We start from the raw sequence: 26,631 nt of genomic DNA on the forward strand, positions 1-26,631 counted from the left end.
GTGATCTCTTCTAAGCAGTTCTTTTCAACTGCAAGGCGAAAAGCAAGGCAACTCAGCTTCGCTGAGTTAGCCCTTGCTTGCTAATGCCTGTTTTTTCAATTAATTTTAACTTAATATAAACAAATTCATTTAAGTTGTTAAGCATGTTTAGTTATTTTAATGGCAAGCTGCATACATTTAAATATATATATAATCTGTAAGATTACTAGGCTAGTTACAGCAGAATAGGCAATGAAGATATTTTTAAATTGTTCTATGTTTGCTAAGGCTACTGAGTATGTTGAATAAATAATTGATGCGGGAAAATATGCAATTAATAACAATGCGATTATTAATACAGATTTGTATATCTTGGATTTTATTTTCATTTTTATTTCCTTTTCTTGTGTGGTAAGGTGAAAATTAGCATCCAAATTTATATTTTTCAAATTTAATAACGACCTTTTAATAAAAAGGTCGTTATTGTACTTATTTCAATAAGCTAGCAATAGCAACAAGCATTGATGATATCACTGCAAGTTTAGCCGCATTTAAGTTGAAAAAATCGACTAGCACTTTAATATCTGTTTGAGCCGATAATGTCCAAGATAAAGCCGAGCATAAGCCTATGATAAGCGCTATAATATTAAATGCTTCAGAGAAATATTTCTTCATTTCACTAATCCTTATGTTTTATTACTAAGGGTAATAATGTCTTCGTTTAAACTAAGTTCTCTTTCTTCGATCAAACTTGTGATTGTCCTGAATATCCTATCTTTTAATAACGAGCTTGTGGATTTGAAGCCTAGCATTCTTGAAACTGTAAAATAAATCTCATCATGAGTAGCTGAGAAACTTCTTTGTATAGTCTCTTTTACACACACAGAGATCTCTTGATGAGAGATATTTTCTGGCTTGCGTAATCCTTGCGAGTTAACATTAAACCTGTTTCTTACTTTAATAACAGAATTGCAGATAAATAGAAAATTATCTTTTCTTTCAATTGCTTTATTATGGCACGCTAACTCTATACTTTTATTGACTACATTTTCAATACGGGCCCCTGCACGTTGCAGACCCCATGCGGACCTGACACGTGTAATCACTTCATTCACATGTATTGGGGCTTCCACAAGAACAATTTGCTCAACTATCTTGGCGAGCATGCCAACTGGGGTTTCATGAATCTGAAATCTTGTGTCAACGTCAGGAACCGCCTCAACATATGCCACAGCTTCATTGAAACTGTCTTCAATTGTCTCAAGACCAATCTCTGTGACAGTCTCTCTTTCAACTGTGACTATCTCGACAGGTACAGCTCTTGACCGGGATAGAGAAGTTTCAGAACGATTTTCGAGCTCTTTCTTAGCCGCCTGAATAGCAGAGAGAGTTTTCTGTAGTTGCTCTTCGGGGCGCTGGAACCAGTCCGTGCTCCAAATCCTGTGAATGATCCAACCATGATCCTCAAGCACTGCCTGACGTAAGCGATCTCTTTCTCTCGAAGAACGGGAAGAGTGGTAAGTCATACCATCGCATTCAATCCCGATGAGGTAGCGGCCTGGCATATCAGGGTCGGCAATGGCTAAATCAATAAAGAAACCTGCAATGCCAACTTGAGGGTGAACCTGGAAGCCTTCTTTTTGCAGAGCATTTGCAACCTGTTCTTCGAACAGACTGTCCATTGAACGGCCACTTTGTTCTGCAACTGACAAGCGTCCTGTTCTTGCATATTGCAGGAAAAGTTTAAAAGCGAATACACCTCGACCCTTAGCTCTTTCAAGATCGATATCTTCGTCGGTGATTGAGGCATAAACTTCGCAACGCCTTTTGGCTCGACTTATAAGAACGTTCAGGCGTCTTTCACCACCTTCTGCTCCAAGAGGACCAAATCTCATTGCCATGTAGTTTTGTGGATTTCGGGCATATCCAACAGAAAGGATAATGACGTCGCGTTCGTCACCCTGAATGTTTTCAAGGTTTTTAACAAAAAAAGGTTCGCTTGGGTGCGCATAGAAAAAATCCTCGAACTCAGGGTTCAGCCTGCGAAGCACTTCAAGCTCGTCCTGAATACGCTTTCTCTGAGTAACAGAAAAGGTAGCCACACCTAGAGATAAATGAGGGTGGCTTCTTGCATGTTCGAGAATTGCTGTTGCTACGCGCTTTGCTTCATTTGCATTGCTTCCAGATTCGAATACGCCATCTTCAACTTTATGGAAACGCAGGCCCATACCTGCTTCTTGTGTATAGGGGCTGGGAACTATAAAAAGTTTGTTTTCATAAAACTGACTATTCGATACAGCAATCAATGACTGGTGACGACTTCTGTAATGCCAGCGAAGCATTTTTTGAGGCAACCCTCTGGCAACAAAAAGTCCCAGTATGCTCTCAATGTCTGCCACTTGTGCTGACTCGTCATCATCCTGCTCATCTGCGGAACCTGTCATTTTGGCGAAGAAAGAAGTTGGAGGTAACTGACGTTCGTCTCCGACAACAACTATCTGCTTACTTCGTGCAATAGCTCCTAATGCATCTACAGGTTGGATCTGACTGGCTTCATCCATTACCAGTAAATCAAACGACTGCTTACCTGGCACTAAAAACTGGGCAACTGACAGAGGACTCATCATCATAACTGGCTTTAATGCCTGAATAGCTGCTCCAGCTTTTGTCATGAGCTGTCGAATCGCCATATGACCGCGTTTGCGTGCCATCTCACCCCGCAGTACACCTATAGGGCCTACGCCAACTTTAGAGGGAATTGCTTTGTGGTGAGCTCTTACGACTTCAAAACTCGAAGCTTTAATTCTTCGCAGATCCATCTCAGCGAAGCTTGCTACTCTTCTTGAATGCAAATCACCATCAAAACGAGCCAGTTCTGGCTCATCTTCGACCATTAAAGACAGAATTGAGTCGAAATAAGTTCTGTCAAAAGTACCTAGTAAACGTTCGGAGGAAAGAACTCCACTACTCAAATCGGAGATTAATGGATAAATACCAAATGTTTTCGCCAGCTCTACACGGTTTTGCCAGGCAACCCATTTTGAAAGTTGTTCAGAATTATCTATCCAAAGAGTAATCTTGTCATAGACTAGATTAAAGGGTGTTTCATGAACATTTTCATTTTTGAAAATTGATCCATAGGAAGATTTAAGAGAAGTAATCACTGATGTGAGTTTGGCAAACTGCGCTTGAATAGACTCACTCAAACTTCTTGATTTATGAACTAGACCCTGTTTGTCATCTATTTTAGACGCTAAAATTCTTAAGTCATCATTTGATTCAATCCAGGAATGAGATTGAAGTAACAGATCCCAGTCACTGTTTTCTTTCAACCATAATGGAGACATGGTTGACTGAGCTAAATTATCGAAATTATGAATGATATTCATTTTTTGCTGGGCGTTTGATAACAAACTCAACAATTCAATACGATCGGAAACAGAGGATTCATTTTTGACGAAAACATCTTTATACGCGGAGTCCATAGTGCTTAGCACGTCAGACTTTACAAGGAGTGATTCCAGTGGAATGCTTTTAACGGAATAATAGTTATCAAAATACTCTTCTGGCGTGGCTCCCAATGAATCCCAAAGAATACGGCTTTCATCTAAAACTTCATGGGTGAGTTTTTTAAGCTGATTCACTTGATATGCTAAGGCGTCTTTGTTGGAGAGGCGACTTGCAATTATTCGGGCTTCAGAGTTGATACCACGTAAGGTACGCATCCATTCGACAAGTGATTTCAGCAATTCACTATCGCTATTCTCACCTCGCCAGTCTGAACTAAATGCAGACTGTCCGAACTCATTCAAATCAATGATGGATTTTCTTAATTTCTGTGCTTTTATCAACAGATCGAGGTACTCAACCTGCTGAGGGATCGTCAAACCTTTATCATTTATCAATGAAAGGGTAAGCTTTTTCGACTTTCGCCATTCGCTATTAAGGAATTTAAAAGCGCCTGTGTTGTTTTCAAGGCTGTTTCGTGTGCTTTCTACATCTGTTTCCCACGCCTTTTCAACAAAGATGAGATTGATTTTTTCTTTATAAATACTAAGTTGTTTAATATCTGCAACCAGACTTGCCGCTTTTTCAATACCACCTTCCCAGACAGTGGCAATGAATGCTTCTGGACTCACATTTGGAGCTTGAGTAATACTCTCACCCAACTCAATAAGACTTTCAATCTCACTTAAATTCGAGAATCCGATTTTAGAACCCAACTCCTGCTGCAATCTTGAGGACTCTTTTAAGATTCTAGGTGTAAGTGTCTTCAGTTTATAGGCATTAGTAAAAGCATTAATATTAATATCTACAGGTAATTTGCGATAATCTTCTGAAAGGCTGGCGACCTCGGTGTTGAATTTATCTGCATGTAATTCTTTTTCAAGCTTGCTGTAGAGCTCTTTAAATGAGAATCCAGTTTCAATTAACGTCTTTGTCTCATCTTTAGAAGTGGCCCATAATGGCGAACTTAATGATTCAGGTGATAAATTAGGCGCTGAGTTAATTAATTCAGCTATTAGAATGAATTCCTGTAACTCTTTTAATGAGCCTATATGATAGGCTTCATTGGTAAGTTTAGAAAGATTGATAGACTCTTCAATAGAATCTGAAAGTTCAGACTTCAGGTTCGTTAATGAGGCAGTGAGTCTTTCAACTTCACTAGGAAGTATCTCAGTTCTATCGATACCATTCCATGAGTGCGAATCAGGAATGCCAATATCACTTATCCTCTCAATTAATTCATCAATAAGTGCATGTCTTTTGGAGAAATCACCGTTACTCCATGATTCATACCCGCTAAGCTTATAATCATTAGGATCAAAACCTAATTGTCTGAGACGTACCAGTTGCGCCATAACCTTATATGGCGTTAAGCCAGATGGCATGTACGTTTTATGGATTCTTGCGGTATGATTGTTGAGGATATCTCGGCTTTCTGTGAGATTATTGACTAATGTATCTGGAAATTCTCCCCGAGGTGAACCGAGTTCCCAGACTCGCTTCAGTTCTTCAAGGAATGCTCTTTTGTTGGTTTTATTGCTATGTAGTTCTAAACAAGCATCTCCAACACCCGCCTGATCAAGTCTGCGTTTAACTACTTCAAGCGCCGCCATCTTTTCAGCTACAAATAATACTTTTTTACCGTCTGCTACAGCTGAAGCTATGATGTTTGCGATTGTCTGAGATTTACCAGTTCCTGGAGGACCCTGAATAACCAAGCTTTTACCATTACGTACTTCGTGAATGGCAAGAGTCTGTGAGCTATCACTGTCCAAAATATGAAGCATTTCTCGGGGGGGGATGACTGAGTCAATTACAATGTCGTCAGAGATTAACTCTCCACCAGAGAAGCCTGTTTCTAAAAGACATTTTATTGATTCCTGATCTGTGATTTTTGAATCCGAAGGCCAGTTATCAGGATCTAAATCTGTATACATCATAAATTTAGCATAGGAAAACAGACCTAGATTGACTTCATTTTCTAATACTTCCCAACCTTCTTTCAATGATATAGCTTGTTTTATCTCTGCGAAATAATTCGTTAAAGAAAAGTCCTCATCGATACTCAGGGGAGGTAGGGTTATTTGGTGAACACGGCTGAGGAATGTTTCAAGTGACAGGTTGCTAATGATGTCCTCATCCCTGACTTTAATTTTAAAGCGTTCTCCTGCTTTAGCTCGCATTAATTCAACTGGTAATAATAAAATAGGGGCATGGCGTATGTTTGCTTTACTATTAGGATCTATCCATTTAAGCGATCCTAAAGACAGAAACAGGATATTTACGCCTTGTTCTTCTTCAAGGGTTTTTGAGTCGTAATATAAATCTAATAACTTTTTTTGTAATGTCTTTGGCGTGAGCTTGGTCTGAAGTTTTGTATCATTGTGGTTAGTTTCGGAGTCATCTAAGAAAATAATATCTTCGGACTCTGAGTCTGTCTCACTGTTCTCGTTGTTTTCATCTGTCTTTTTATCTTCTCGACCATGAAGAAAAGTAAACGGCTTGCCTTCTTCAAAAAGCATCTTGAACAAAATGTCAGATCTTTCATTAACTACTTCCAAAAATTTTGTAGTCTTTGATTTTGGTATGTTAAGTAAACGATTTCTAGCTGTCAGATCGAGTAACTCTGCTCGCGACTTTTCAAGTTTCTGGCTGAGTGACAGATTGGAGTTTTTGTAAAGCGAGCCTTCAATTTCGTCCATTACGCATAACCTTGAATTGAAAATTTATCAGTTAATCAGTGAGTTATGCTAATAGCTTTAAATCACTGCAATTTTTCTGTACATATTAGAATGTTTCAGCGTGAAAATTAAGAATTTTCTAATTAATCTTAATGTTATTTTATTTATCTATATAATTCAATGCGTTGCATAGAGTAATGGATTTTTCTTTCCAAATATCAAGATTAAATATAAGTTAACATGATGTTTTTGTATAAAAAATAGACGCATTTGGTTTGGTGCACCCTCAATTATTCTTTCCGTCTGAAGTTGTCCGATAGTTTACGGTCGCGTGCAGTTGCGTTACTGAGATTTTGAAAAATTTGGCATGAGGAAACGAATTGAAGCTTTTTGATTATCTGATGATGACATTCCCAGATCTAACACCTGAATCTACGAAAGTCCATTTAGCACAAGTGAATGACTATAATGAGGATCCACTGATTAAATTTCGAGAAGAGACATTCGATGATTGGCAGTGCTGGCAGAAGAGACTTGAGTTCAATCGTAAATATGTTGTTTCACTAATCAGGATTGTAGGGTCTGAAACTTGGTTGTTTGCGGGCGCATTTCAACAAGTGGGCAATGCGGGAAAAAATGCCTATGCTAACCGGGAGGATATGTACTATCAGTACTATCTTAAAAAAATAGTTGAGACTGAAGAATATGCGGGACGTATGTATGTCACGTTTAAAAATCCTGCGAGAAGTTTTATCCGGGTTGGTGAAAGTATTCAAAACCAATTGTATGTAACTGCTATAACTCCAACGCGACTGAGTTTTGGAGAGTTTCCAGGTTACCGTAACATTATACTTGATTATAGCAGTATAGGTGCAATTCTTAGGCTTAATTTAAAATCTTGGCGAACCGCATTATCAATAGTTAAAGGAATTTATGTTTTAACTGATCAACTTGAAGGGAAGCTTTATGTTGGAAAGGCTGACGGCAGTGAAGGAATATGGGGACGATGGGAACATTATTTTGGTTCCGGGCATGGCGGCAATTTGGGGCTTAAGGAAGCTTTTGGTACAGGCGACGAAAGCCGTTTGCAACATATAACTTTTGCGATACTTGAAGTGATTGACAATAATGCCGAGGTGAATGAAATTAACCGCCGTGAAAAGCACTGGAAAACTATACTTCTCTCTAGAAAATTTGGGTATAACAAAAATTAATCAATTGTTGAAGTTTAAAGATATCGTTAGGGTGTAATTAAGATGGCAGGTTCTGGGTTTAAAATTATTTAACGATAATTTTTTTAAAACTTTTTAAAAGTTAGGCTTTTTAAAATTGTGAATGTCATTTTAATAAAAATCAGTATATTTTAAGGTTTTTTGCATCTATCTGAAAAATGCAGTAAGACCGCTATAGAAAATGCTATAAGCGGTCTTTATTGATTGTTTAAGTGGGTTGTTATTTCTCTAACCCCTTAATGTTATGAATTAAATTAGCGACATCACCATGTTTAGTATTTGCTGGTAGATTATCTTTGAGTAGTTTCCTGTTCACGGCTGTTTCTCTGTAGCCATGTTTACTGAGTAGGTCGTTGAGTTCGTATTCTTGAGAGGTATTAACATAGCCCCAATCTGACTTAGGCATTACTCTATCTCCATTTTTTGTCTGCAAATGCACAGTACGCCTTGGCTAAAAAACAAACAAGAGGTATTTTTTTGTTTTGGTTGATTTTTTGATTCCGATCAAAAAGTTTAAGATAGGTATCGGTTCGATAAAAAATATTTTTTAAGGTTTTTAGCAAGATAAGTGGCGAGTTACAGTTTAACGATGGAAATCTAAAATGATGTACTCATATACATAATGATCCTTTTTTTAGTATATTATGGTTTTTATTAATAGATAGATATATGAATTGCCGGAGATAAAAACCTTGAATGATTTTATAAAGTATACTAAATCTTTGGAATTGGCTAAGTATTATGTTTATGCCTTTTATGACATAGATGATGATTCAAAAAAGCCCTTTTACATTGGGAAAGGGAAGTCTGGTCGTTGCCTTGACCACATTAAACGTCCTGATAGCTCTCAAAAATCTGAACGCATTAAAGAGCTTCTTGTAAAAAATAAATTGGGTATTGATATTCTTCGTCATGGCATGGATGAGCCAACGGCGAAACTTGTAGAGGCAACTTGTATTGATCTCTTAGGTGTTGGAGAGTTAACAAACAAAGTACGTGGAAGCAGTTCAATGATGGGGCGTATTACTCTTAATGAGCTTCAACATTTGCTCCTAAAAGAAGAGACGGAGGTATTACCTGAGCATGCTGGGCTCGCTTTTCTTCTCAACAGTACATATAAGTCTGGTATGACTTCACTGGAACTATATGAGGCTACACGTGGCATATGGGCTAACATTCCTAAAGATAAACAACTTAGATTTGCTTACGCAACATATGGCGGACTTATTATGGAAGTATACGAAATAGATTGCTGGGTCAAGGCTGGTTCGCAACAGTATTTTACTCGGGATTTGAATATTGACGATAATTACAATCGTTTCGAATTCGTTGGACGTATTGCTTCTAAAGAGGTAAGGGGTTTATATGTTGGGAAGTTAATAAAAAAACCGAGGAGCCATGGAAGTCCATTTGTAAGAGTTGGGGTTATATGATTTTTTGCATGTCAAAGTTTATGACTACTCTTCCGTTATCAAAGGATGTCAACCTGTTTGAAAATTCACCTTTATAAGAGTTCCTATTGACACAGTGAACTATTGATAACTGGGAGGGAGGGGACAAAAGGAGCCGGGAACTACATTGCTTTTGGTGCCTTATCACCTCAAGTTCCTGGTCCTCTTTTAGAGGTAGACTTTATCTGGGATTGTGATGAAGGTGTTCTCACTAGCCAACCTAAAAATACCAAAATTAATTGGGCTGCAGTATCAAATACGTCTGAAATCGATACATTCCCTTGGGGTTTCGGAATAAATATCTAAGTCATAGATTGTGAAATTTTTGAGGACCTATTCAATTAATGCACTGCAAGCGATAGTGCAATGCCAAAAAGCCAGTCATTAGTGACTGGCTTTTTATTGAATAATGAAATTTATTGGCCTAAATCACGGAGCTTCTTGCCAGACATCAGATTCTTTTCAATATGCTCAAGAGTGACCCCTTTGGTTTCAGGGATCAGGAGAAAAGTTATCACGATAAAGATCAGGTTGAAGCCGGTATACAGCCAGAATGTTCCTGCAGGCCCAATACTACCCAGAAGTGACAGGAAGGTTGCTCCGATTATCATGTTGGCAACCCAGTCAATAGTTGTTGAACTGGTAATCCCGAAGTCCGGGCATTTCTGAGGCTGTATCTCTGAATAAATTATCCAGACAACCGGGGCAGCACTCATTGCATAGCCGCCTATACACAACATTGGCATACCCACTGACACTCATGACAGACCGTTACTGATATTTCCCTGACCCGCTTTCATGAGGCAGTAGCCCAGAACCATAGTGGCGAATGCCATAACACTGAATCCAATTTTAAGGATTGGCTTCCTTCCCGTTTTATCAACGGTGAAGACCGCAATGAAGGTAGCAAACATGAAGGTCAGGCCAACTACTATGGTTGCAACCATCTGCTACTGTGTGCTCTGGAAACCAGCCATTTTGAAAATCTGAGGAGCGTAATGCATGATGATGCTCATACCCGTGAACTGTTGCATGCCCTGCAGCAACATACCAAGGTAGACGGCGCGTCTAACATTCCCGTTTTGCCTGAAAAGAGCAAATCCTTCCTGCTTCATACGAAGGCTTTCCCTTATCTCATTCAGTTCCTGTCTGGCTTTCACTGAGGTATCACGAAGCATTCGCAGAACTTCTTCCGCCTTAACGTGCATGCCCTTGGAAGCCAGCCAGCGGGGGCTGTTTGGCAGGAAAATGACCATAACGAAAAGAACTACTGCTGGTATAGCGAGAACACCAAGCATTGCCCGCCAGTTGCCACTGTAAGTGAATGCTGTATCCGACAGGAAAGCTACGACAATAATAAAGGTGATCATGAGCTGGTAAAGACTAATCATTTTTCCACGAACATTCTCTGTTGCCATCTCTGACAGATAGAGTGGGGCGGTATAGGAGGCGATACCAACGGCCAGCCCGAGTAAAACCCTGAATGTAAGCAGAGCTTCAACACTTGTGGCGAAGGCTGATCCAAGGGAACCCATTATGAAGAGTATGGCTCCAGCCATAAGGCTGTACTTTCTTCCCAGTCGATGTGAAACCCAGCCGTTACAGATTGCTCCTATCGCAGCTCCCAGAGTGGCAGGGCACTTTAGATAATACCTATATCAAGCCCAAGGAGAAGCCCAGCGAGAGCTGTGGTTATTGATACAAAAAGACATTCATTGTTTTGACTGGACAACACATCTCGTATGAGACGGCATGATGTGAATTTTCACTCACATGTGAGCAATAATCTGGAAACTTCATTCAAATATAGAAACGAAATTCTTGATTACTAACACATGTATAATTAGCATGATAAATATATTTTTTTGAATTATTAGCAAAATATAGAGGAGTATTAAGATTTTAATAAATGTAACTTATTAATATGGAAAAGCCATTTAGTTAATAAATAAAAGTGATATTTGTAGTTGAAAGTTCTGCTTTATGGTTGGGAGTCCATCCATAAATAGTGATATTTTCATATAGTCCAGAGCTAATGCAAAGTTTTACACGCAACATAAAATTAACAAACTTACATACTAACCGCCTATTCTGAAACATTTCTGATGAATATAACTTCACAAAAGTAGTGTTAGGTTGATTTTAACCTTTCACGTTACTGATGAGTTAGCTTCTTGGAATTCCATGGAGGTGCGTAGTGAGTGAACACATCATTAATACTGATCCAGCATATTGTAAGCAAGCTAAGTATAGGTGTTCTGTAGGGATTTTTTGCACGGTCAGTAGTGATGAGCTATTGCTGGCTTTTAAAACACTATCTTTTGCAGCACGCTCTGAATTTGTTTCTAACATTCTTATTCTGATCACTGATAACGAAAACATAAATCAAAATTATGCCTTTTTGGAATCATCAGAGTGTTTTTCGCATAAGTTCGAAGTTAAATGTGGGAACTATGGTTCTGGTTATGAAACTTCGATCCGAGATGGGGGTTATGATCAGATATCAGCTCGCAATGCTGCCTTAGACATTTTGTACAAAAAAGATGTTGATTGGGTTATGCAACATGATGCGGATGATGTTTATGATCTTTCTTTCTATGAGAAAATCTGCACAGATTATGCTGAACACCAAGCCGTAATGACTGAATGCTATACATTGAATTCTACTTCGTCTTATATTGTAAATTCAAAAATGTACAAAGACATGTATGGCAAGAAGCTAATTAATCCACATATAAGAGTCTGGAAGAAAGAGTTAAACCTTAAATTCCATAAATCCAAATTAGTTTCAGGTAATTATGCAAATGAAACAAGACACTGTGGTGTTGAATTTCCCGATGGAATGAAATTAATCTTAATCAAGAAACCATCTCACTACCACTTGCATCGACTTCTTAATAAAAGGCACTCAAATTTTCTTGATAAAGGAAATGCGCACGAAATTAACTTAGAAGTAGAACTTGAAGAGAAATTAAAAACTATATTACTTTAAATAAAGTGAGGTGAGTTATGAGTTCATCGGAGCATAAAGTATTGAATACACCTATGTATCACTTTGAAGGAGATGATGGGCTTATATACTCACATTTGCCTTTAAGAGGTATAGCGTTTAAAAGTAGTAAGGCATCTTTACCATTAATTGAAAAGCTTACAAATCATGTTAATCTGAATGCTGAAGAAATAAATCATCCGATAATAAAAAAACTGTCCAAGTGGAATGTTATTGGAGAAAATATTAAGCCGTTACCTGTAATAGAAGATCTTGAAGATTTTAAGCCGTTTGAGGCCACTTTGCTGCTTACTGAAACATGTAATCTGGCTTGTAACTACTGTTATGCCAGGGCGACAGGTGAGAAGAGTGAAGCAATGAGCAAAGAAATAGCTAAAAAGGCTGTTGACATTGCTATTGAAAATGCAAAATCAATCTCAAGTAACACCGCAGAGTTCAGATACCTTGGAGGGGGAGAACCTACAACGGAATGGGAATTGATTGTATGGATAAATAATTACATCAAGTATAAAGCTGACGAGGCTGGCGTGAATACTTATATCAGATTAATAACTAATGGAGTGTTGATCAATGATGAAAAGGCAAAGTGGCTCAAAAAAAATATCGACTTTGTAACTTTATCATTTGACGTATTACCCGACCTTCAATTGAACCGTTCTTTCCCGAATGGAAAAAGTTCACAAAAAGCGCTACTTAGAACAAGCGAGTTATTAACGAAGCATGGTGTTCCATATCATTTTAGGACAACTTTATCTAGCGAATCAACAGGACGTTTAGTTGAAATGGTCGAATACATAAGGGACTATACATCAGCCAAGGAAGTTCGCATGGAACCAATGGCTGAGATTGGCCGAGCTACAGATAGTGAACTTTCAAAACCTAAACAACAAGAGTTCATAGATCAATTTAAAGAAGCCTATTTTTTAGCTAAAAAAAATGGCATTAATGTCACAAACAAATTAATGGGTAATGTAGATCGCAGAGGTGGTCGTTTTTGTAACGTAGAATTTGCTGTTACTCCAAAAGGGGAGGTAGCAGGTTGTCACCGATATAGTCGTAGTGAAAATGAAGGTTATGATTTATTCCATGTTGGAACATTCAAAGATAATAATTTTAAATTTGATGTGAAAAAAGTTAACGCTTTAAGACAAATTAACAACACTTCATTTAGTGATTGTTCTAAATGTTTTGCCAGATGGAGTTGTGCATCAGGATGCTTATCTGCTCGTTATGATAAGGATGGCATAGCCGAGCATGGCCCGATATGTCATATCACCAGGGAATTGCTAAAATTTGGAGTACAGCAGTCTCTGGCGGAATGATGTGTGAGTAGTGTTTTTTCCAATCAAAGGAGAGTAAAATGAGTCTTGATTCGAAATTGCATCAAAGTGACAAAAATATTAATCTAGAGGATGAAGATGTTGAAATTACTTTCATTTCAAAACATCCTGAAGATGAAGAAGGTAATTTTGAGTTCCTTTGCTGTGCCGTAGGCGCTGGTGGTGGCGGACCGGGTGTCGGTGGACACTTTTAAATGAAATCTTAATTATCAATAGGGATAAGCAACAGCGCTTTTGCGCTGTTGCTTAAAAAAGGATAGAAAATGCTGACTTCTATTTTAAAAAAATTTGAGAGCTTTATTAAGCCATTTGAAGAGGATAATGGTTTTCTAAAAGAAAAGAATTCTTTAAGAGTGTTAATTAAACTTGCATTAGAACATAAGATTTTAGCTTCTTCACTTTTCATACTTGGTTTATTATGTTCTGGTTGTGAGGTTTTTATAATTCACTCTTCAGGAAAGCTTGTTGATCTGATTAGTGAGGTTAGTCGGGATCGCGATACTATCATTAAAGCATTAAGCGATAACCAGATTTTTATTATTCTTTTCTTGGCAATGCTTTTGTTTATTAGGCCTCTATTAAGGTGCTTAAATTTACTAACAATAAATCAAGCAGTTTACTCGAAATTAAGTGCATTAGTTCGAGTTCAGCTCTACAAAGAAACCTTGAAAAATAAGATGGTTTTTTTTGACAGTAATAATCCTGGTAAAATAACATCTTCTATTTGGCAGGCTGGTCAGGCTGTCAATGAAATGTCTTCTCTGTTCTTCCAGAATATTTGGGTTACAACCGCTTTTTTTATATTCTCCTTCTCTGTTATGGCGTCGATTAACCTGTATTTGCTTGCTCCAATTTTCACGTGGATGCTCGCGATTTTCTTTATTGCTAAAGTTTATGTTCCTAAAACAAAACAACTAGCTCGTGAGTCGGCAAATCAATCCGTGAACGTCAATGGAGTAATTAGCGATAGTTTCAATAACGTTTTAACTCTGAAGTTATTTTCTAAATACAATGATGTAAATGAATCTAACAGGATAGTGGTTTCACTAAAGGATTTTATAAATAAATCTGCTTTGTATTTAAGGTCAATTACGAGATCAGAGACGATAATGATTATTACAAGTTCACTCATAATGGCTATCATAACACTGATGATCTTGTTTCTATGGATTTCAAAAGGTATTTCTTCAGGTGAAGTGGCTGTTGTGTACGCATTGGTATTTAAACTGGAGGGACTTTTTTCGACATTAATGGACCAATTCACTGCTTTGTTTCGTGCATATGCTTTATTCAATACAAGCTTAAACACACTGATAAAGAATGAAAAAGAAAAAGAAGGTTATCACTGTTTAAATAATATCGAATTGATTGAGTTTAAAAACGTCTCAATGAAACACGGCGAAAAGCTGGTCTTGAAAGAAATTAACTTCAAAATTAAAAAAGGAGAAAAGGTAGGTTTAGTCGGTGCTACAGGGTGTGGCAAATCAACGATTTTAAAGTTGTTGTTAGGATTATATGATTATGAAAGTGATGGCTCTATATTGATTAATACATCTGAATTGGATGATTTGAATACCTCAAGTCTAAGAGAGAACATTTCATATGTATCTCAGGACGCAAATTTCTTTGATGATACGGTTTTGTATAATATTTGCACTTCTAAGGAAAGCTTATCTATTAATGAAATTGAGCATGTTCTGAGTTCGGTTTGTTTGCAAGACCTTATGAATGAAAAAGAAAGTTTCACCTCTCTTTTAAATACAAAAATTGGGAATAAAGGTTCTACTTTGTCGGGTGGGCAATTGCAGAGATTAAATATAGCTCGTGGTTTAATTAAAAAACATAATGTTCTCTTACTTGATGAAGTAACTTCAGCATTATATTCAAATACCAAAGCGAAAGTTTTGGAAAATCTCAAAAACTTTTTTTCGAATAAAACAGTAATATGTATATCTCATAGTGTTGATATCATTAATGATATGGATAAAGTGATTTTCATAAAAAATGGTAGTGTATTCGCAGAAGGGAAGCACCATGAACTTTTGATAGGTTGTAAAGAATATAAACAGCATTGGGAAAATGAAACTGTATCTCTGGAGGATGCTCAGTGAAATCATTTGATGCCCTTAATTCTCTTTTAAAAGATAATCTTCTTTATGATCACCAATGGCACTTGCATGGTAAGCATCCCTCTTTTACATCAGGCTCTTTATGTTCAGTTAATGCTGAATATTATTGGAATTCAAATCAGTCTTTTGGTGATAGTGACATAGTTGTTGCAGTAGCTGATGATGGGTGTTTGATTGACAATTTTAGTAATGATTACTCAGATAATATTGAAGCATTTACTTACATTGAAAACGGTAAGCTTAATATAACTAAAGATAAATCGAAAGCTGATAGAGTTTTCTCTGATAAATTCAAGCACGGAACGGCAATTTGTGGTCTGATAGCTGGGCCATTGAGCAATAGCCTTCCTGTAGGTATTGCCCCTACGGTAAAGATTTTACCGATCCGATGGCCTTACGATAACAGATTTATCATAAACCAATCTGGATTTCAGCAGTTTGTTAAGGCTCTCTCGGATAAAGTTGATATATTCGTAAATACATGGTCAAAGCTTCCTGATTTTATTCTTAATTATGAAAGTATTGATTTGATCTCTTCTTTATCCTCTCAAGGAGGGAGAAGAGGTAAAGGTGTGCTTTTTTTGTGGTCAGCTGGTAATAGTAATTGCCCTATTAACTATGACGGGGATAAGAAGATAGTATACTCACAAAATATTAATGGTGAACTGAAGTTTTCATCTCATTTTAGCAATAATCTAAGTACTCTCAGCAATGTATTAGTTGTATCAGCTATTAGCCCTTTTTATGAGAAAGCATCTTATTCTTGTTTTTGGACCCGGTATTGATCTTTGTGCTCCATCACATGATGCCTATTCTTCAAATGGAGAAATTAAAAACTTAGGTCTTACTACGCTCTCCGCAGACCTCAAGAAATATACGCATAATTTTAAAGGCACAAGCGGAGCTTGCGCGGTAGCGGCTGGTGTTGCAGCACTAAATTTATCGCTCTCAATGAACCAAACAGCAATTGAACTAGCTAACAATTTAAAAAGTAAGGCTTCGAGAGATTTGAATAAAAACTATTCAAGCTTTGAATCTATGGTTATAAATCTGCACCAGCAGGTAAGGCATGAGTTGATATTTGGAAAAGAAGAAAAATATCCTGACCTCTTTGATGTATTTTATGGTGCAGGAAGAATAACTGTCTGAATTAGAAGTTAGTAACTCTAAGTGTTTTATGCTTATTAATTAATAACTATCCACAAAAAATTACGTCCCTGTAGAATGGGATTTTTTTGAGAAGTAAAAAGGTGTTTGTGCTTCTTCTTTACAAGCTTCCAGATAGTCAGCCCACCACTGCAGCATAAGTTTCCGCTCTTCTAAATGCTCGGCTTTATGGATGTAAGCTGCCCTAACGCTGTTACGCTCTTGGTGGCTCATTTGCCTCTCTACGGCGTCTCTTGACCAAAGCCCGGATTCAATCAATGCACTGCAAGCCATAGTCCTGAAACCATGCCCACAAACTTCAGTTTGGGTATTGTATCCCATGGTTCTAAGGGCTTTGTTGACTGTGTTTTCACTGATCGGTTTGTCGTCATTACTAAATCCGATGAACATGAGATTTTTGCCACCACTGATTGCATGTAGCTGTAACAACAATTTTTTAGCTTGTTTGCTTAAAGGCACCAGATGAGGGCTTTTCATTTTTGCCCCTCTTGCTGAATATTTAACCCCAGCAAGTGCTTGGCGCTCTGCGGGTATAGTCCATAGAGCGTTTTTAAAATCTACCTCTGACCAGCGTGCAAATCTTAATTCACTCGAACGTACAAATGTCAGGAGTGTAAGCTGGGTCGCAATCTGTGTGATGCCTTTGCCGTTGTAAGCTTCTATACGTTGCATGAGCTCTGGTAGTCGTTCTAAAGGAAGGGCAGGGCGGTGAATACTTTTTTTAGAAATTACGGCACCAGCGAGGTCATAGGCAGGATTTTGCTCAATCAATGCATTGTGGACAGCATATCTCATGATCGCAGTTATGCGTTGTTGAAGACGTGAAGCGAGTTCGAGGTGACCTGTTGCTTCAGCCCTTTTTAGTGGAATCAGTAAGTCACGGGTTTTGAGTTCTGTGATATTACGATTGCCAATAATAGGGAATAAATGACTTTCAAGACTGCTTAAAACAGTAGTTCTGTGGTTTTCCGACCAGGTCCTGTTACTGGAATGCCAATCTCGTGCAACCTTTTCAAATGTCAGCAGCCCTTTGATCTCGACCTTATCAGCTTTGCGTTTTTCACTTGGATCAACGCCATTTGCCACGAGTTGCCTGGCTTCGTCTCTTCTGCGTCGGGCTTCCGATAACGTGACCTCAGGATAAACACCGAGAGCAAGAATCTTTTGTTTGCTACCAAAGCGATATTGAAAACGCCAGTATTTGGAACCGTGTGGGGTAATCAAAAGATGCATACCATTACCGTCTGTCATTTTGACCGGCTTCACAGCAGCCTTAGCATTTCTTACCTTTAACTCAGTGAGCGGCATAGTAAAAATCCCCGACTGATGGTATCTGCATTATCGAACCAAACATACCAACAATTGTACCAACATGACACTGTGGATTTTGTGAGCCCGCTGGAGACGCAGGTGGACTATAAAGATGAGTTAAGTGACTGAATGAAATGGGTAAAGTAGACTTTGAGATACGTTGAGAGACTAGCATTTGGTGTCCCCTGCAGGAATCGAACCTGCAACTAGCCCTTAGGAGGGGCTCGTTATATCCATTTAACTAAGAGGACAGCGGCGCGCAGTATAGCGCAAAGAGGCCGTGAGATTCACTACGTCTCCGTCCGTTTGCTCATTCCGCCAGCAATCCCGGTTTTCTGCGCGCGCTAACGTTACGTGCAGAAAGCGGAAATAGCTGTACTGAAGTCCGGGATGTCATCCAGACTGAAGCGGCACCCCGACTCTAAAATCTTCACTCCCTCTTTGCAGCAGCCACTTCCAGTAAACGTTTTCAGACGCCCGCCTGGCAAATCGCCTTCAGCAAACAGACCAGAAAGGCAGACAGAGTGGTTCAATCTGCTCTGTCTGCCCTGGATTTACTCAGCCTTTTCCTGCTCTTCACGCTGGCGACGTTTCTCCTGCTTCTTCTTCTCAGCCTTCGCTTTAGCCACGGCCGCTTCACTCATGTCGTTGCGGATCTGCGCGTGGCTGATCAGGGCAAAAATCAGCGTGCCGCCGGTAATGTTGCCGAGCAGCGTCGGCAGGGCAAACGGCCAGAAGAATTCATACCAGCTGATGCTGCCATTAAAGACCAGATAGAGCACTTCCACCGATCCCACCACGATATGCGCCAGATCACCCAGCGCAACCAGCCAGGTCATCATCACAATCACCAGCAGTTTGGCACCCCCCGCCGAGGGGAACATCCAGACCATGGTGGCGATAATCCAGCCGGAGATCACTGCATTGGCAAACATCTCGCCGGGCGTATTTTCCATCACCTTCATACTGATGTTGGTAAACGCCTGACGGGTAGCTTCGTCAAATATCGGCATCTCATTAAACGCCAGCGCACCCAGTGCCGTCCCGATCAGGTTACCCAGCAAGACGATGCCCCATAAACGTAATAGCAGGGCGCCATTACTCCAGGTCGGTTTGTGCATCACCGGCAGGACTGCCGTGACGGTATTTTCGGTAAACAGCTGCTGACGCGCCATGATGACGATAACAAAACCAAAGGTATAACCCAGGTTTTCAAGCAGAAACGCCCCTGGTACGCCATCCAGATGCACCTGAAATATCCCCTTCGCCATCAGCGAGGCGCCCATGGATAAGCCCGCCGCAATGGCTGACCAGAGCAGCGCCATACCATCGCGCTCCAGCTCCTTCTCCCCATCCTGGCGGATCTCTTCATGGATGGCGGCGGCGCGGGAGGGTAAAGCCTCCTCATCGACTTCGATGTCAGTGCCCTTATCCTTCTCTTCACTCTCGACGTCGTTAGGACCCTGTTCATTACCTGATGAAGGCTTCATATTTTCTCCTGGTGATAGTGCTGTCGCGTAATAAGCGTAGCCGTTTTTTATTTGCCGATAATGTAACGATCGATGCGAATAAGCGTAACAACGTTTTTCGGAACTGCATTTTTATTCAGACTGCGGGCGATACCGCACGAATAAACCCATGGCATCGAAACTGAGCGGTGGCTCACACTTCGGCCCACAGCAACATTGTGGTAATATCCCGGCCACTTTTGGCTGGTGCGATTCCCCCCTCGATGTTGGAAATCATTACGCTCACTTGTGCATACGACGAACGTGCGCTGTTCCGGCAGCTCTCATTTCGCGTCTCTGCAGGCGACATTGTGCAGATTGAAGGCCCAAATGGTGCCGGTAAGACCTCACTCTTGCGGCTGCTGGCTGGCCTGAGCCGTCCTGAACAGGGTGAAATACGCTGGCAGCAGCGGCCAATCCTGCGGCAGCACGAAGCCTGGCATCAGGCGATGCTCTATCTGGGCCATCATCCCGGTGTTAAAGGCGTGCTTACGCCGCTGGAAAACCTGCGTTTCTACCATCCTGATTGCAGTGATGCGCAGATCTTTGCTGCGCTGGAAAGCGTCGATCTCACGGGCGACGAAGAGGTGCCGGTTAGCCGGTTATCGGCGGGTCAGCAGCGTCGGGTAGCGCTGGCGCGTCTGTGGCTCAGCCAGGCCCGCATATGGATTCTCGACGAGCCGCTGACCGCCATCGACAAAGCGGGTGTTAAAAAATTAATGGCGAAATTCGCCCGGCATGCCGATAACGGTGGCGCAGTGATCCTGACAACCCATCAGGATTTGCCCGCGGATGCTGCGCGGGTGCGCAAAATTCGCCTCGGCGACGGGGAGGCAGGCTGATGCTGTTTCGCCTCATCCAGCGTGAATTACGCATCGCCTTTCGCAGCGGGGCTGATGTGATCAATCCGCTCTGGTTTTTCCTGATTGTTATTACCCTGTTTCCGCTGGGCATCGGACCTGACCCGCAACAGCTGGCGCGCATTGCACCGGGCGTAGCCTGGGTTGCCGCGCTGCTGGCGTCGCTGCTGGCGCTGGAGCGGCTGTTTCGCGATGACTTCAGCGATGGTTCGCTGGAGCAACTGGTACTGCTGCCGACGCCGCTGCCGGTAACGGTTATCGGCAAAGTAGTGGCGCACTGGCTGGTCACAGGCGTGCCGCTGATAATCCTGTCGCCGCTGGCCGCGCTGCTGCTGTCACTGGATTTTAATGGCTGGCGGGCGATGGCCCTGACGCTGCTGCTCGGCACGCCAACCCTGAGTTTTCTCGGCGCGATTGGTGTAGGTCTCACGGTGGGTTTACGGCGCGGTGGCGTACTGCTTAGCCTGCTGGTGCTGCCGCTGGCTATTCCGGTCTTGATCTTCGCCAGTGCGGCGATGGAGGCGGCCAGTCAGGGGTTGCCGATTAATGGCTATCTGGCGATTCTCGGCGCGATGCTGCTGGGCAGCGCCACGCTCTCCCCGTTTGCCACGGCGGCAGCGCTAAGAATTACTTTGCAATAACAGCCGTTGAAATAACCGCGCGTAAAAGACGCGGCAACACTCTTTTATCGTTAATGTGAGCATTTGATATGTGGAAAGCGTTACATCAGCTGGCCAGGCCCGAACGGCTCTATCAGTTTTCGGGGCGACTGGTGCCGTGGTTCGCCATCTCAGGACTGGCGGCGTTGCTGCTGGGCTGGGCCTGGGGCTTTGGATTTGCTCCCGCTGACTATCAGCAGGGCGACAGTTTCCGCATCATGTACATTCATGTGCCCGCCGCGATGTGGTCGATGGGCATTTATGCCTCGATGGCCATCGCCGCCTTTATCGGTCTGGTGTGGCAGATGAAAATGGCCGATCTGGTTTCCGCCGCCATGGCACCGGTGGGCGCGGTCTTTACCTTTATTGCGCTGGTCACCGGATCCGCATGGGGTAAGCCGATGTGGGGGACCTGGTGGATCTGGGATGCGCGCCTCACTTCGGAGCTGGTGCTGCTGTTCCTCTATATGGGCGTGATTGCGCTCTGGCACGCTTTTGATGACCGCCGCACCGCAGGCCGGGCCGCGGGTGTTCTCATCCTGGTCGGCGTAGTTAATCTGCCGATCATTCACTTCTCAGTGCAGTGGTGGAATACCCTGCATCAGGGCTCGTCGGGCATTCTCCAGCAGGCGATTGCGCCAGTGATGCGAACGCCGCTGCGCTGGGCAATCATCGGTTATCTGCTGGTGTTTATCACGCTGACCCTGATGCGGCTGCGCAACCTGATTCTGTTAACCGAACGTCACCGTCCCTGGGCGATTGATGTGGCGAAGCGGGGAGAGCAGGCATGACACCCGCCTTTTCCTCCTGGCACGCCTTCTTTGAGATGGGGGGCTACGCCTTCTATGTCTGGCTGGCAGTTGCCTGCACGCTGATTCCGCTTGTCGGGCTGACGCTGCATACCCTGTTGCTGCGCCGCCGCCTGCTGGCTGAGATCCGCCAGCGCGACGCGCGGGAACGCCGCATCCGGGCAGCGAAATCTAAAAAAGCCGCGGCTGAAGCGGCAGGAGAGACATTGTGAATACCCGTCGACGCAACCGCCTCTATGCGGCAGTGGCGATTCTGCTCGGCCTCGGCCTGGCTACCGCGCTGGTGATGTATGCGCTGCGCTCAAACATCGATCTGTTCTATACCCCAGGTGAAATCCTTTACGGCAAAGGCGAAGCGCACGAGAAGCCCGAAGCGGGTCAGCGGCTGCGCGTCGGCGGCATGGTGATGCCCGGCAGTGTCCGGCGCGATCCGAATACGCTTGCCGTGTCGTTCAAACTTTATGATGCCCGCGGCGTGGTCAGCGTCAGTTTTGAAGGCATCCTGCCGGATCTGTTCCGTGAAGGGCAGGGCGTCGTCGCGCAGGGCGTGCTGGCGGCGGGCAACCAGGTGATCGCCAAAGAAGTCCTGGCGAAACATGATGAGAAATATACGCCGCCGGAGATTGAAGACGCGATGAAGAGTAATCACACCGGCCCGCAGTCGCTGTATCAGGCGGGAAATAAATCATCATGATGCCCGAGATTGGTACTTTTCTGCTCTGCCTGGCGCTGGGGCTCTCCCTGCTGCTGAGCAGCTATCCGTTGTGGGGCGCAGTGCGCCAGGATGCCCGCCTGATGGCGATGGCGCGTCCGCTAGCCTGCGGTCTGTTTATCTGCATCGCGGCGGCTTTTGCGCTGCTGGCCTGGGCCTTTATCAGCAACGATTTCACCGTTGCCTATGTCGTTACAAACTCCAACAGCCTGCTGCCGGTTTACTATCGCATTGCTGCCACCTGGGGCGCGCATGAAGGATCGCTGCTGCTGTGGGTATTGTTGCTAAGCACCTGGACATTGGCGGTGGCGATATTCAGTCGCGGTATGCCACAGGATGCGCTGGCACGCGTTCTGGCGGTCATGGGCATGATCAATCTCGGCTTCCTGCTGTTTATCCTGCTGACCTCGAATCCGTTTGGCCGCACGCTGCCGGACTTTCCGATAGACGGGCATGACCTGAATCCGATGCTGCAGGATATCGGCCTGATCTTCCATCCGCCGCTGCTCTATATGGGCTATGTCGGCTTTTCGGTGGCGTTTGCCTTTGCTATCGCCTCGCTGATGGCCGGACGGCTGGATACGGCCTGGGCGCGCTGGTCGCGTCCCTGGACCACGGCGGCCTGGGTCTTTCTGACGATTGGTATTGTCCTTGGCTCGGCCTGGGCCTATTACGAACTGGGCTGGGGCGGCTGGTGGTTCTGGGACCCGGTTGAAAATGCGTCATTTATGCCGTGGCTGGCAGGCACCGCCCTGATGCACTCGCTGGCGGTCACTGAAAAGCGAGGCACCTTTAAGGCCTGGACCGTGCTGCTGGCGATTACCGCGTTTTCGCTGAGCCTGCTGGGGACGTTCCTGGTGCGATCCGGGGTGCTGGTGTCGGTGCATTCCTTCGCCTCGGATCCGGCGCGCGGGATGTTTATCCTCGCGTTTCTGGTGATTGTTATCGGCAGTTCGCTCCTGCTCTACGCGATTAAAGGCGGGCAGGTACGTGGCCGGGTGCAGAATGAAACCTGGTCGCGCGAATCGTTTTTGCTGGGTAATAACGTGCTGCTGATTGCCGCGATGCTGGTGGTTCTGCTCGGCACGTTGTTGCCGCTGGTGCACAAGCAACTGGGCCTGGGCAGCATTTCGGTCGGTGAGCCGTTCTTCAACACCATGTTCAGCTGGCTGATGGCGCCGTTTGCGCTACTGATGGGGATCGGGCCACTGGTGCGCTGGCGTCGCGATGAGCCGCAGAAGCTGGCAAAGCGGCTGGCGCTGGCGCTGATCGTGACCCTGGCCTGTTCCGTCATCATTCCCTGGTGGCTGCAGGATCGCATTGAGGCGATGACCGTGGTTGGCCTGCTGATGTCACTCTGGATTATCGTGCTGACGCTGCTGGAACTTCATGAGCGCGCCACTCACCGCCATCCGTTCTTTGCCGGTTTACGTCACCTGTCGCGCAGTCACTGGGGCATGGTACTGGGCCATCTTGGGGTAGGGGTGACGGTGATCGGTATTGCATTCAGCACCCAGTACAGCGTGGAACGCGATGTGCGGATGAAGGCGGGTGATAGCATCGATATTCATCACTATCACTTTGTCTTCCGCGGCGTGCAGAATCTGCAGGGGCCTAACTACAGCGGTGGCATGGGCATCATCGATGTCACGCGCAACGGCAAACATGAAGCGACGCTGCAGGCAGAGAAACGCTTTTATACGGCCGCCCGCACCATGATGACCGAAGCGGCGATTGATGGGGGTTTCAGCCGCGATCTCTATGCGGCGCTGGGCGAAGAGCTGGAGGATGGCGGCTGGGCCGTGCGCATCTACTACAAACCCTTTGTCCGCTGGATCTGGTTCGGTGGCGCGCTGATGGCGCTGGGTGGGCTGTTCTGCCTGTTTGATCCCCGTTATCGTTCGCGCAAAAAAGCGGGAATTGAGGAGCGGACATGAACAAGAAAATCCTGTTTATTCCCCTGATGCTGTTTCTGTTGCTGGCGGCGGCGCTGCTGTGGCAGCTGACACGTAATGCCGATGGCGACGATCCGACCCGTCTCGAATCCGCTCTGATCGGCAAGCCGGTGCCGCTGTTCCGGCTGGAAGCACTCGATCAGCCAGGCAAAACCTACGACCAGCGCGTGCTGACGGATGGCAAACCGATATTGCTGAACGTCTGGGCGACCTGGTGTCCTACCTGTCGCGCCGAGCATCAGTATCTGAATACGCTGGCGGAGCAGGGCATTCGCGTCGTCGGACTGAACTACAAAGACGATCGTCACAAGGCGGTTAACTGGCTGAATACGCTGGGCAACCCCTACGCGCTGAGCCTCTATGATGGCAACGGCATGCTGGGACTGGATCTCGGCGTCTATGGCGCGCCGGAAACTTTTCTGATCGACGGTAAGGGGATCATCCGTTATCGCCACGCGGGCGATCTCAATGCGCGCGTCTGGGATCAGGAAGTGAAACCCTTGTGGGTGAAATACAGCGCGGAGGCGGGATCATGAGAATGCTGTTACTGCTCTGCGGCCTGCTGTTCAGCATCAACCTGTGGGCAAGCATCGACACGCTGCAATTTGACTCGGTGGCCCAGGAAGAACAATACCGCGATCTGACCGCTTCACTGCGCTGTCCGAAGTGCCAGAACAACAGCATCGCCGACTCAAATGCCATGATTGCCGCCGATATGCGGCTGAAAGTCTATCAGCTGATGAAGCAGGGCCAGAGTCGCCAGCAGATCATCGACTATATGGTGGCGCGTTACGGTAACTTCGTCAGCTATTCGCCACCGGTCACGCCCTCAACTTTGGTTTTGTGGGCTGGTCCGGCGCTGTTTGCGCTGATGGGCGGTGCGGTGATTATCCTGCGCAGCCGTCAGCGCAAAACCCGCAGTGAGCTGGATGAAGATGAGCAACAGCGTCTTAATGCGCTACTGAAGTCAGACAGGAAGCCGTAATGAGTGCATTTTGGATTACCCTTTTTCTGTTACTGCTGGCGGCCTGTACGCTGTTCCTGGCGGCGGGCTGGCGGCAACGTCAGGCCAGCACAGGCGATCGCGATCGCCTTAATCAGCGCTTCTACCATCAGCGGATAGATGAGCTGGCACAGGATGAAGATCAGGGCGTCGTCGCTGAGCGTCCACTGATGGAGCGGGAGTTACAGCAGACACTGCTGGCGGATATTCCACCGGCACAGACGATGAAATCACACAGCAGCGGTCGCTGGATTTTGCTGCCAGGCCTGATCGTGCTGATTGGGGTATCGCTGGGGACTTACCTGAAAACCGGTGGCCTGGCACAGCTCACGGGCTGGAAGCAGGTGCAGCAGGCGTATCCTGAGCTGCGTGCCCGACTGATGGACCCTGGCGCTAAACCGCTGAGCATGGAGGAGCTGGCGCGTTTACAGCTCGGATTGCGTACCGCGTTGCAAACGGAACCGGATAATCTGGCTGACTGGACGATGCTGGGACGGCTCGGCATGGTGCTGAATAATGCCGATACGGCCAGCCAGGCATTTGAGCATGCGCTACAGCTTGCTCCCAACGATCTGGCGCTAAAACAGGATTATGCCGAAGTCCTGACGCGATCCCCCGACCCGCAGGATAACCGTCAGGCGTCACTGCTGCTGCAGGCATTGCTAAAAGCGGATCCGCAAAACCTGCGTACGCTGAGCCTGCTGGCATTTAATGCTTACGGACAGCAGCAATATGGTCAGGCTATCGACGCATGGCAGACTCTGCTGGGTCTGTTGCCGGCCGGTGATTCGCGACACGCGATGATCGCCCGCAGCATCGAAAAGGCCAGAAGTGCCGCCGGGCAACAGAGTCGTCAACTGGCACTGACCGTGACGCTGGCACCTAAGGCAGAAAAAATGTTACCGCAGGACGGAGTGTTGTATATTTCGGTTTCTGACGGTGCTTCACCGGTGCCGGTGGCTGTTAAGCGGATGCCGCTCAGTCACTTCCCGCTGTCGCTGACGCTGGATGACAGCAACGCCATGATGCCGGATCGCCTGCTTTCGGCGCAGCATCAGGTCGAGGTCCGGGTGCGAATCTCCCGCGACGGCAGCGCCAATCCCCGGCCGGGTGACTGGCTGGGTCTGAGCGCAGTGACGCCCTGGGATGGGCATCAGCCGATCGCGGTAGAGATTAATCAGCAGCTTCCCTGAACGCATCAACTGACCGCGTTCAGGATGATGCGTGCCATTGCCTGCTGCCTCTGGCACAAAGTCAGCTATGCTCATCGGGTAAGTCGATACGATACCGGGCTGTGACCTGAACGATGGGTAGACCT

At 44.6% G+C, this 26,631-nt stretch carries 21 protein-coding genes, 1 tRNA gene and 1 pseudogene; 17 read left to right on the top strand and 6 right to left on the bottom strand.

What is annotated here, in order from left to right; genetic code table 11:
- Positions 1–468: 468 nt before the first annotated feature.
- On the bottom strand, positions 469–654 hold the full coding sequence (locus ACX8ZY_RS06435) for a hypothetical protein (RefSeq protein ID WP_031593312.1): 186 nt from the start codon (positions 652–654) through the stop codon (positions 469–471).
- An 11-nt stretch (positions 655–665) separates the two neighbouring features.
- Entirely contained in the window at positions 666–6,188 is a 5,523-nt protein-coding gene (locus ACX8ZY_RS06440) for a DUF3320 domain-containing protein (protein ID WP_459260820.1), read from the bottom strand.
- A 359-nt stretch (positions 6,189–6,547) separates the two neighbouring features.
- On the opposite strand from ACX8ZY_RS06440, the gene ACX8ZY_RS06445 reads away from it, so the two are divergent.
- Together ACX8ZY_RS06445 and ACX8ZY_RS06450 are read left to right on the top strand one after the other, a co-directional pair.
- Positions 6,548–7,381 carry a GIY-YIG nuclease family protein gene (locus ACX8ZY_RS06445; protein ID WP_459260822.1) on the top strand — a complete coding sequence of 278 codons (834 nt, stop codon included), beginning with the start codon at positions 6,548–6,550 and terminating at the stop codon, positions 7,379–7,381.
- A 710-nt stretch (positions 7,382–8,091) separates the two neighbouring features.
- Positions 8,092–8,832, top strand: a complete 741-nt coding sequence (locus tag ACX8ZY_RS06450) for an LEM-3-like GIY-YIG domain-containing protein (protein WP_459260824.1) — start codon at positions 8,092–8,094, stop codon at positions 8,830–8,832.
- Between the two features lie 434 nt (positions 8,833–9,266).
- Here the strand turns inward: ACX8ZY_RS06450 and ACX8ZY_RS06455 are convergent.
- Positions 9,267–10,481: pseudogene (locus tag ACX8ZY_RS06455) on the bottom strand (sugar porter family MFS transporter); the annotation flags it as partial.
- 566 nt (positions 10,482–11,047) lie between these two features.
- Here ACX8ZY_RS06455 and ACX8ZY_RS06460 point away from each other — a divergent pair.
- The 6 genes from ACX8ZY_RS06460 (at position 11,048) to ACX8ZY_RS06485 (ending at position 16,478) form a co-directional block, all read left to right on the top strand.
- Positions 11,048–11,842: a hypothetical protein gene (locus ACX8ZY_RS06460; RefSeq protein WP_459260826.1), complete on the top strand. Its 795-nt coding sequence runs from the start codon at positions 11,048–11,050 to the stop codon at positions 11,840–11,842.
- A 17-nt stretch (positions 11,843–11,859) separates the two neighbouring features.
- Complete coding sequence (locus ACX8ZY_RS06465) at positions 11,860–13,182, top strand: radical SAM/SPASM domain-containing protein (RefSeq protein ID WP_215480541.1); 1,323 nt, start codon at positions 11,860–11,862, stop codon at positions 13,180–13,182.
- Between the two features lie 38 nt (positions 13,183–13,220).
- Positions 13,221–13,394 carry a hypothetical protein gene (locus ACX8ZY_RS06470; RefSeq protein ID WP_459260828.1) on the top strand — a complete coding sequence of 58 codons (174 nt, stop codon included), beginning with the start codon at positions 13,221–13,223 and terminating at the stop codon, positions 13,392–13,394.
- Between the two features lie 69 nt (positions 13,395–13,463).
- Entirely contained in the window at positions 13,464–15,311 is a 1,848-nt protein-coding gene (locus ACX8ZY_RS06475; protein ID WP_459260830.1) for an ABC transporter ATP-binding protein, read from the top strand.
- Entirely contained in the window at positions 15,308–16,114 is an 807-nt protein-coding gene (locus ACX8ZY_RS06480; RefSeq protein WP_459260832.1) for a S8 family serine peptidase, read from the top strand. Before ACX8ZY_RS06475 ends, ACX8ZY_RS06480 begins: the two co-directional genes overlap by 4 nt.
- Positions 16,074–16,478 (top strand): S8 family serine peptidase, encoded by a 405-nt coding sequence (locus ACX8ZY_RS06485; protein WP_459260834.1) that lies wholly within the window; start codon positions 16,074–16,076, stop codon positions 16,476–16,478. The genes ACX8ZY_RS06480 and ACX8ZY_RS06485 overlap by 41 nt, the downstream gene beginning before the upstream one ends.
- Before the next feature lie 60 nt (positions 16,479–16,538).
- On the opposite strand, the gene ACX8ZY_RS06490 is transcribed toward ACX8ZY_RS06485, so the two are convergent.
- The 3 genes from ACX8ZY_RS06490 to ACX8ZY_RS06500 form a co-directional block, all read right to left on the bottom strand.
- Positions 16,539–17,804, bottom strand: a complete 1,266-nt coding sequence (locus tag ACX8ZY_RS06490) for a tyrosine-type recombinase/integrase (protein ID WP_459260836.1) — start codon at positions 17,802–17,804, stop codon at positions 16,539–16,541.
- Positions 17,805–17,983: 179 nt separating this feature from the next.
- A tRNA-Arg gene (locus ACX8ZY_RS06495) sits at positions 17,984–18,058 on the bottom strand.
- 303 nt (positions 18,059–18,361) lie between these two features.
- On the bottom strand, positions 18,362–19,297 hold the full coding sequence (locus ACX8ZY_RS06500; protein ID WP_010671426.1) for a formate/nitrite transporter family protein: 936 nt from the start codon (positions 19,295–19,297) through the stop codon (positions 18,362–18,364).
- 242 nt (positions 19,298–19,539) lie between these two features.
- Here ACX8ZY_RS06500 and ccmA point away from each other — a divergent pair, with 242 nt between their 5' ends.
- The 9 genes from ccmA (at position 19,540) to ccmI (ending at position 26,506) form a co-directional block, all read left to right on the top strand.
- Positions 19,540–20,157 (top strand): cytochrome c biogenesis heme-transporting ATPase CcmA, encoded by a 618-nt coding sequence (gene ccmA / locus ACX8ZY_RS06505; RefSeq protein WP_192072772.1) that lies wholly within the window; start codon positions 19,540–19,542, stop codon positions 20,155–20,157.
- On the top strand, positions 20,157–20,816 hold the full coding sequence (gene ccmB / locus ACX8ZY_RS06510; RefSeq protein ID WP_010257910.1) for a heme exporter protein CcmB: 660 nt from the start codon (positions 20,157–20,159) through the stop codon (positions 20,814–20,816). Before ccmA ends, ccmB begins: the two co-directional genes overlap by 1 nt.
- A 68-nt stretch (positions 20,817–20,884) precedes the next feature.
- The gene (locus tag ACX8ZY_RS06515) at positions 20,885–21,625 is read left to right on the top strand and encodes a heme ABC transporter permease (protein ID WP_010257913.1); all 741 of its coding nucleotides are present in this window, start codon (positions 20,885–20,887) and stop codon (positions 21,623–21,625) included.
- Positions 21,622–21,855, top strand: a complete 234-nt coding sequence (ccmD, locus tag ACX8ZY_RS06520) for a heme exporter protein CcmD (protein ID WP_010257916.1) — start codon at positions 21,622–21,624, stop codon at positions 21,853–21,855. The genes ACX8ZY_RS06515 and ccmD overlap by 4 nt, the downstream gene beginning before the upstream one ends.
- Positions 21,852–22,337: a cytochrome c maturation protein CcmE gene (gene ccmE, locus ACX8ZY_RS06525; RefSeq protein WP_010671430.1), complete on the top strand. Its 486-nt coding sequence runs from the start codon at positions 21,852–21,854 to the stop codon at positions 22,335–22,337. The genes ccmD and ccmE overlap by 4 nt, the downstream gene beginning before the upstream one ends.
- A complete protein-coding gene (locus tag ACX8ZY_RS06530) occupies positions 22,334–24,292 on the top strand; it encodes a heme lyase CcmF/NrfE family subunit (RefSeq protein ID WP_421665296.1) in 1,959 nt (652 codons plus the stop codon). The genes ccmE and ACX8ZY_RS06530 overlap by 4 nt, the downstream gene beginning before the upstream one ends.
- Entirely contained in the window at positions 24,289–24,846 is a 558-nt protein-coding gene (locus tag ACX8ZY_RS06535) for a DsbE family thiol:disulfide interchange protein (protein WP_010257920.1), read from the top strand. The genes ACX8ZY_RS06530 and ACX8ZY_RS06535 overlap by 4 nt, the downstream gene beginning before the upstream one ends.
- On the top strand, positions 24,843–25,295 hold the full coding sequence (locus ACX8ZY_RS06540) for a cytochrome c-type biogenesis protein (RefSeq protein WP_029519443.1): 453 nt from the start codon (positions 24,843–24,845) through the stop codon (positions 25,293–25,295). The genes ACX8ZY_RS06535 and ACX8ZY_RS06540 overlap by 4 nt, the downstream gene beginning before the upstream one ends.
- A complete protein-coding gene (ccmI, locus tag ACX8ZY_RS06545) occupies positions 25,295–26,506 on the top strand; it encodes a c-type cytochrome biogenesis protein CcmI (RefSeq protein ID WP_033788177.1) in 1,212 nt (403 codons plus the stop codon). The genes ACX8ZY_RS06540 and ccmI overlap by 1 nt, the downstream gene beginning before the upstream one ends.
- Positions 26,507–26,631: the final 125 nt, after the last annotated feature.

This window comes from Pantoea sp. XAF26B01_ASV70, assembly GCF_054512635.1.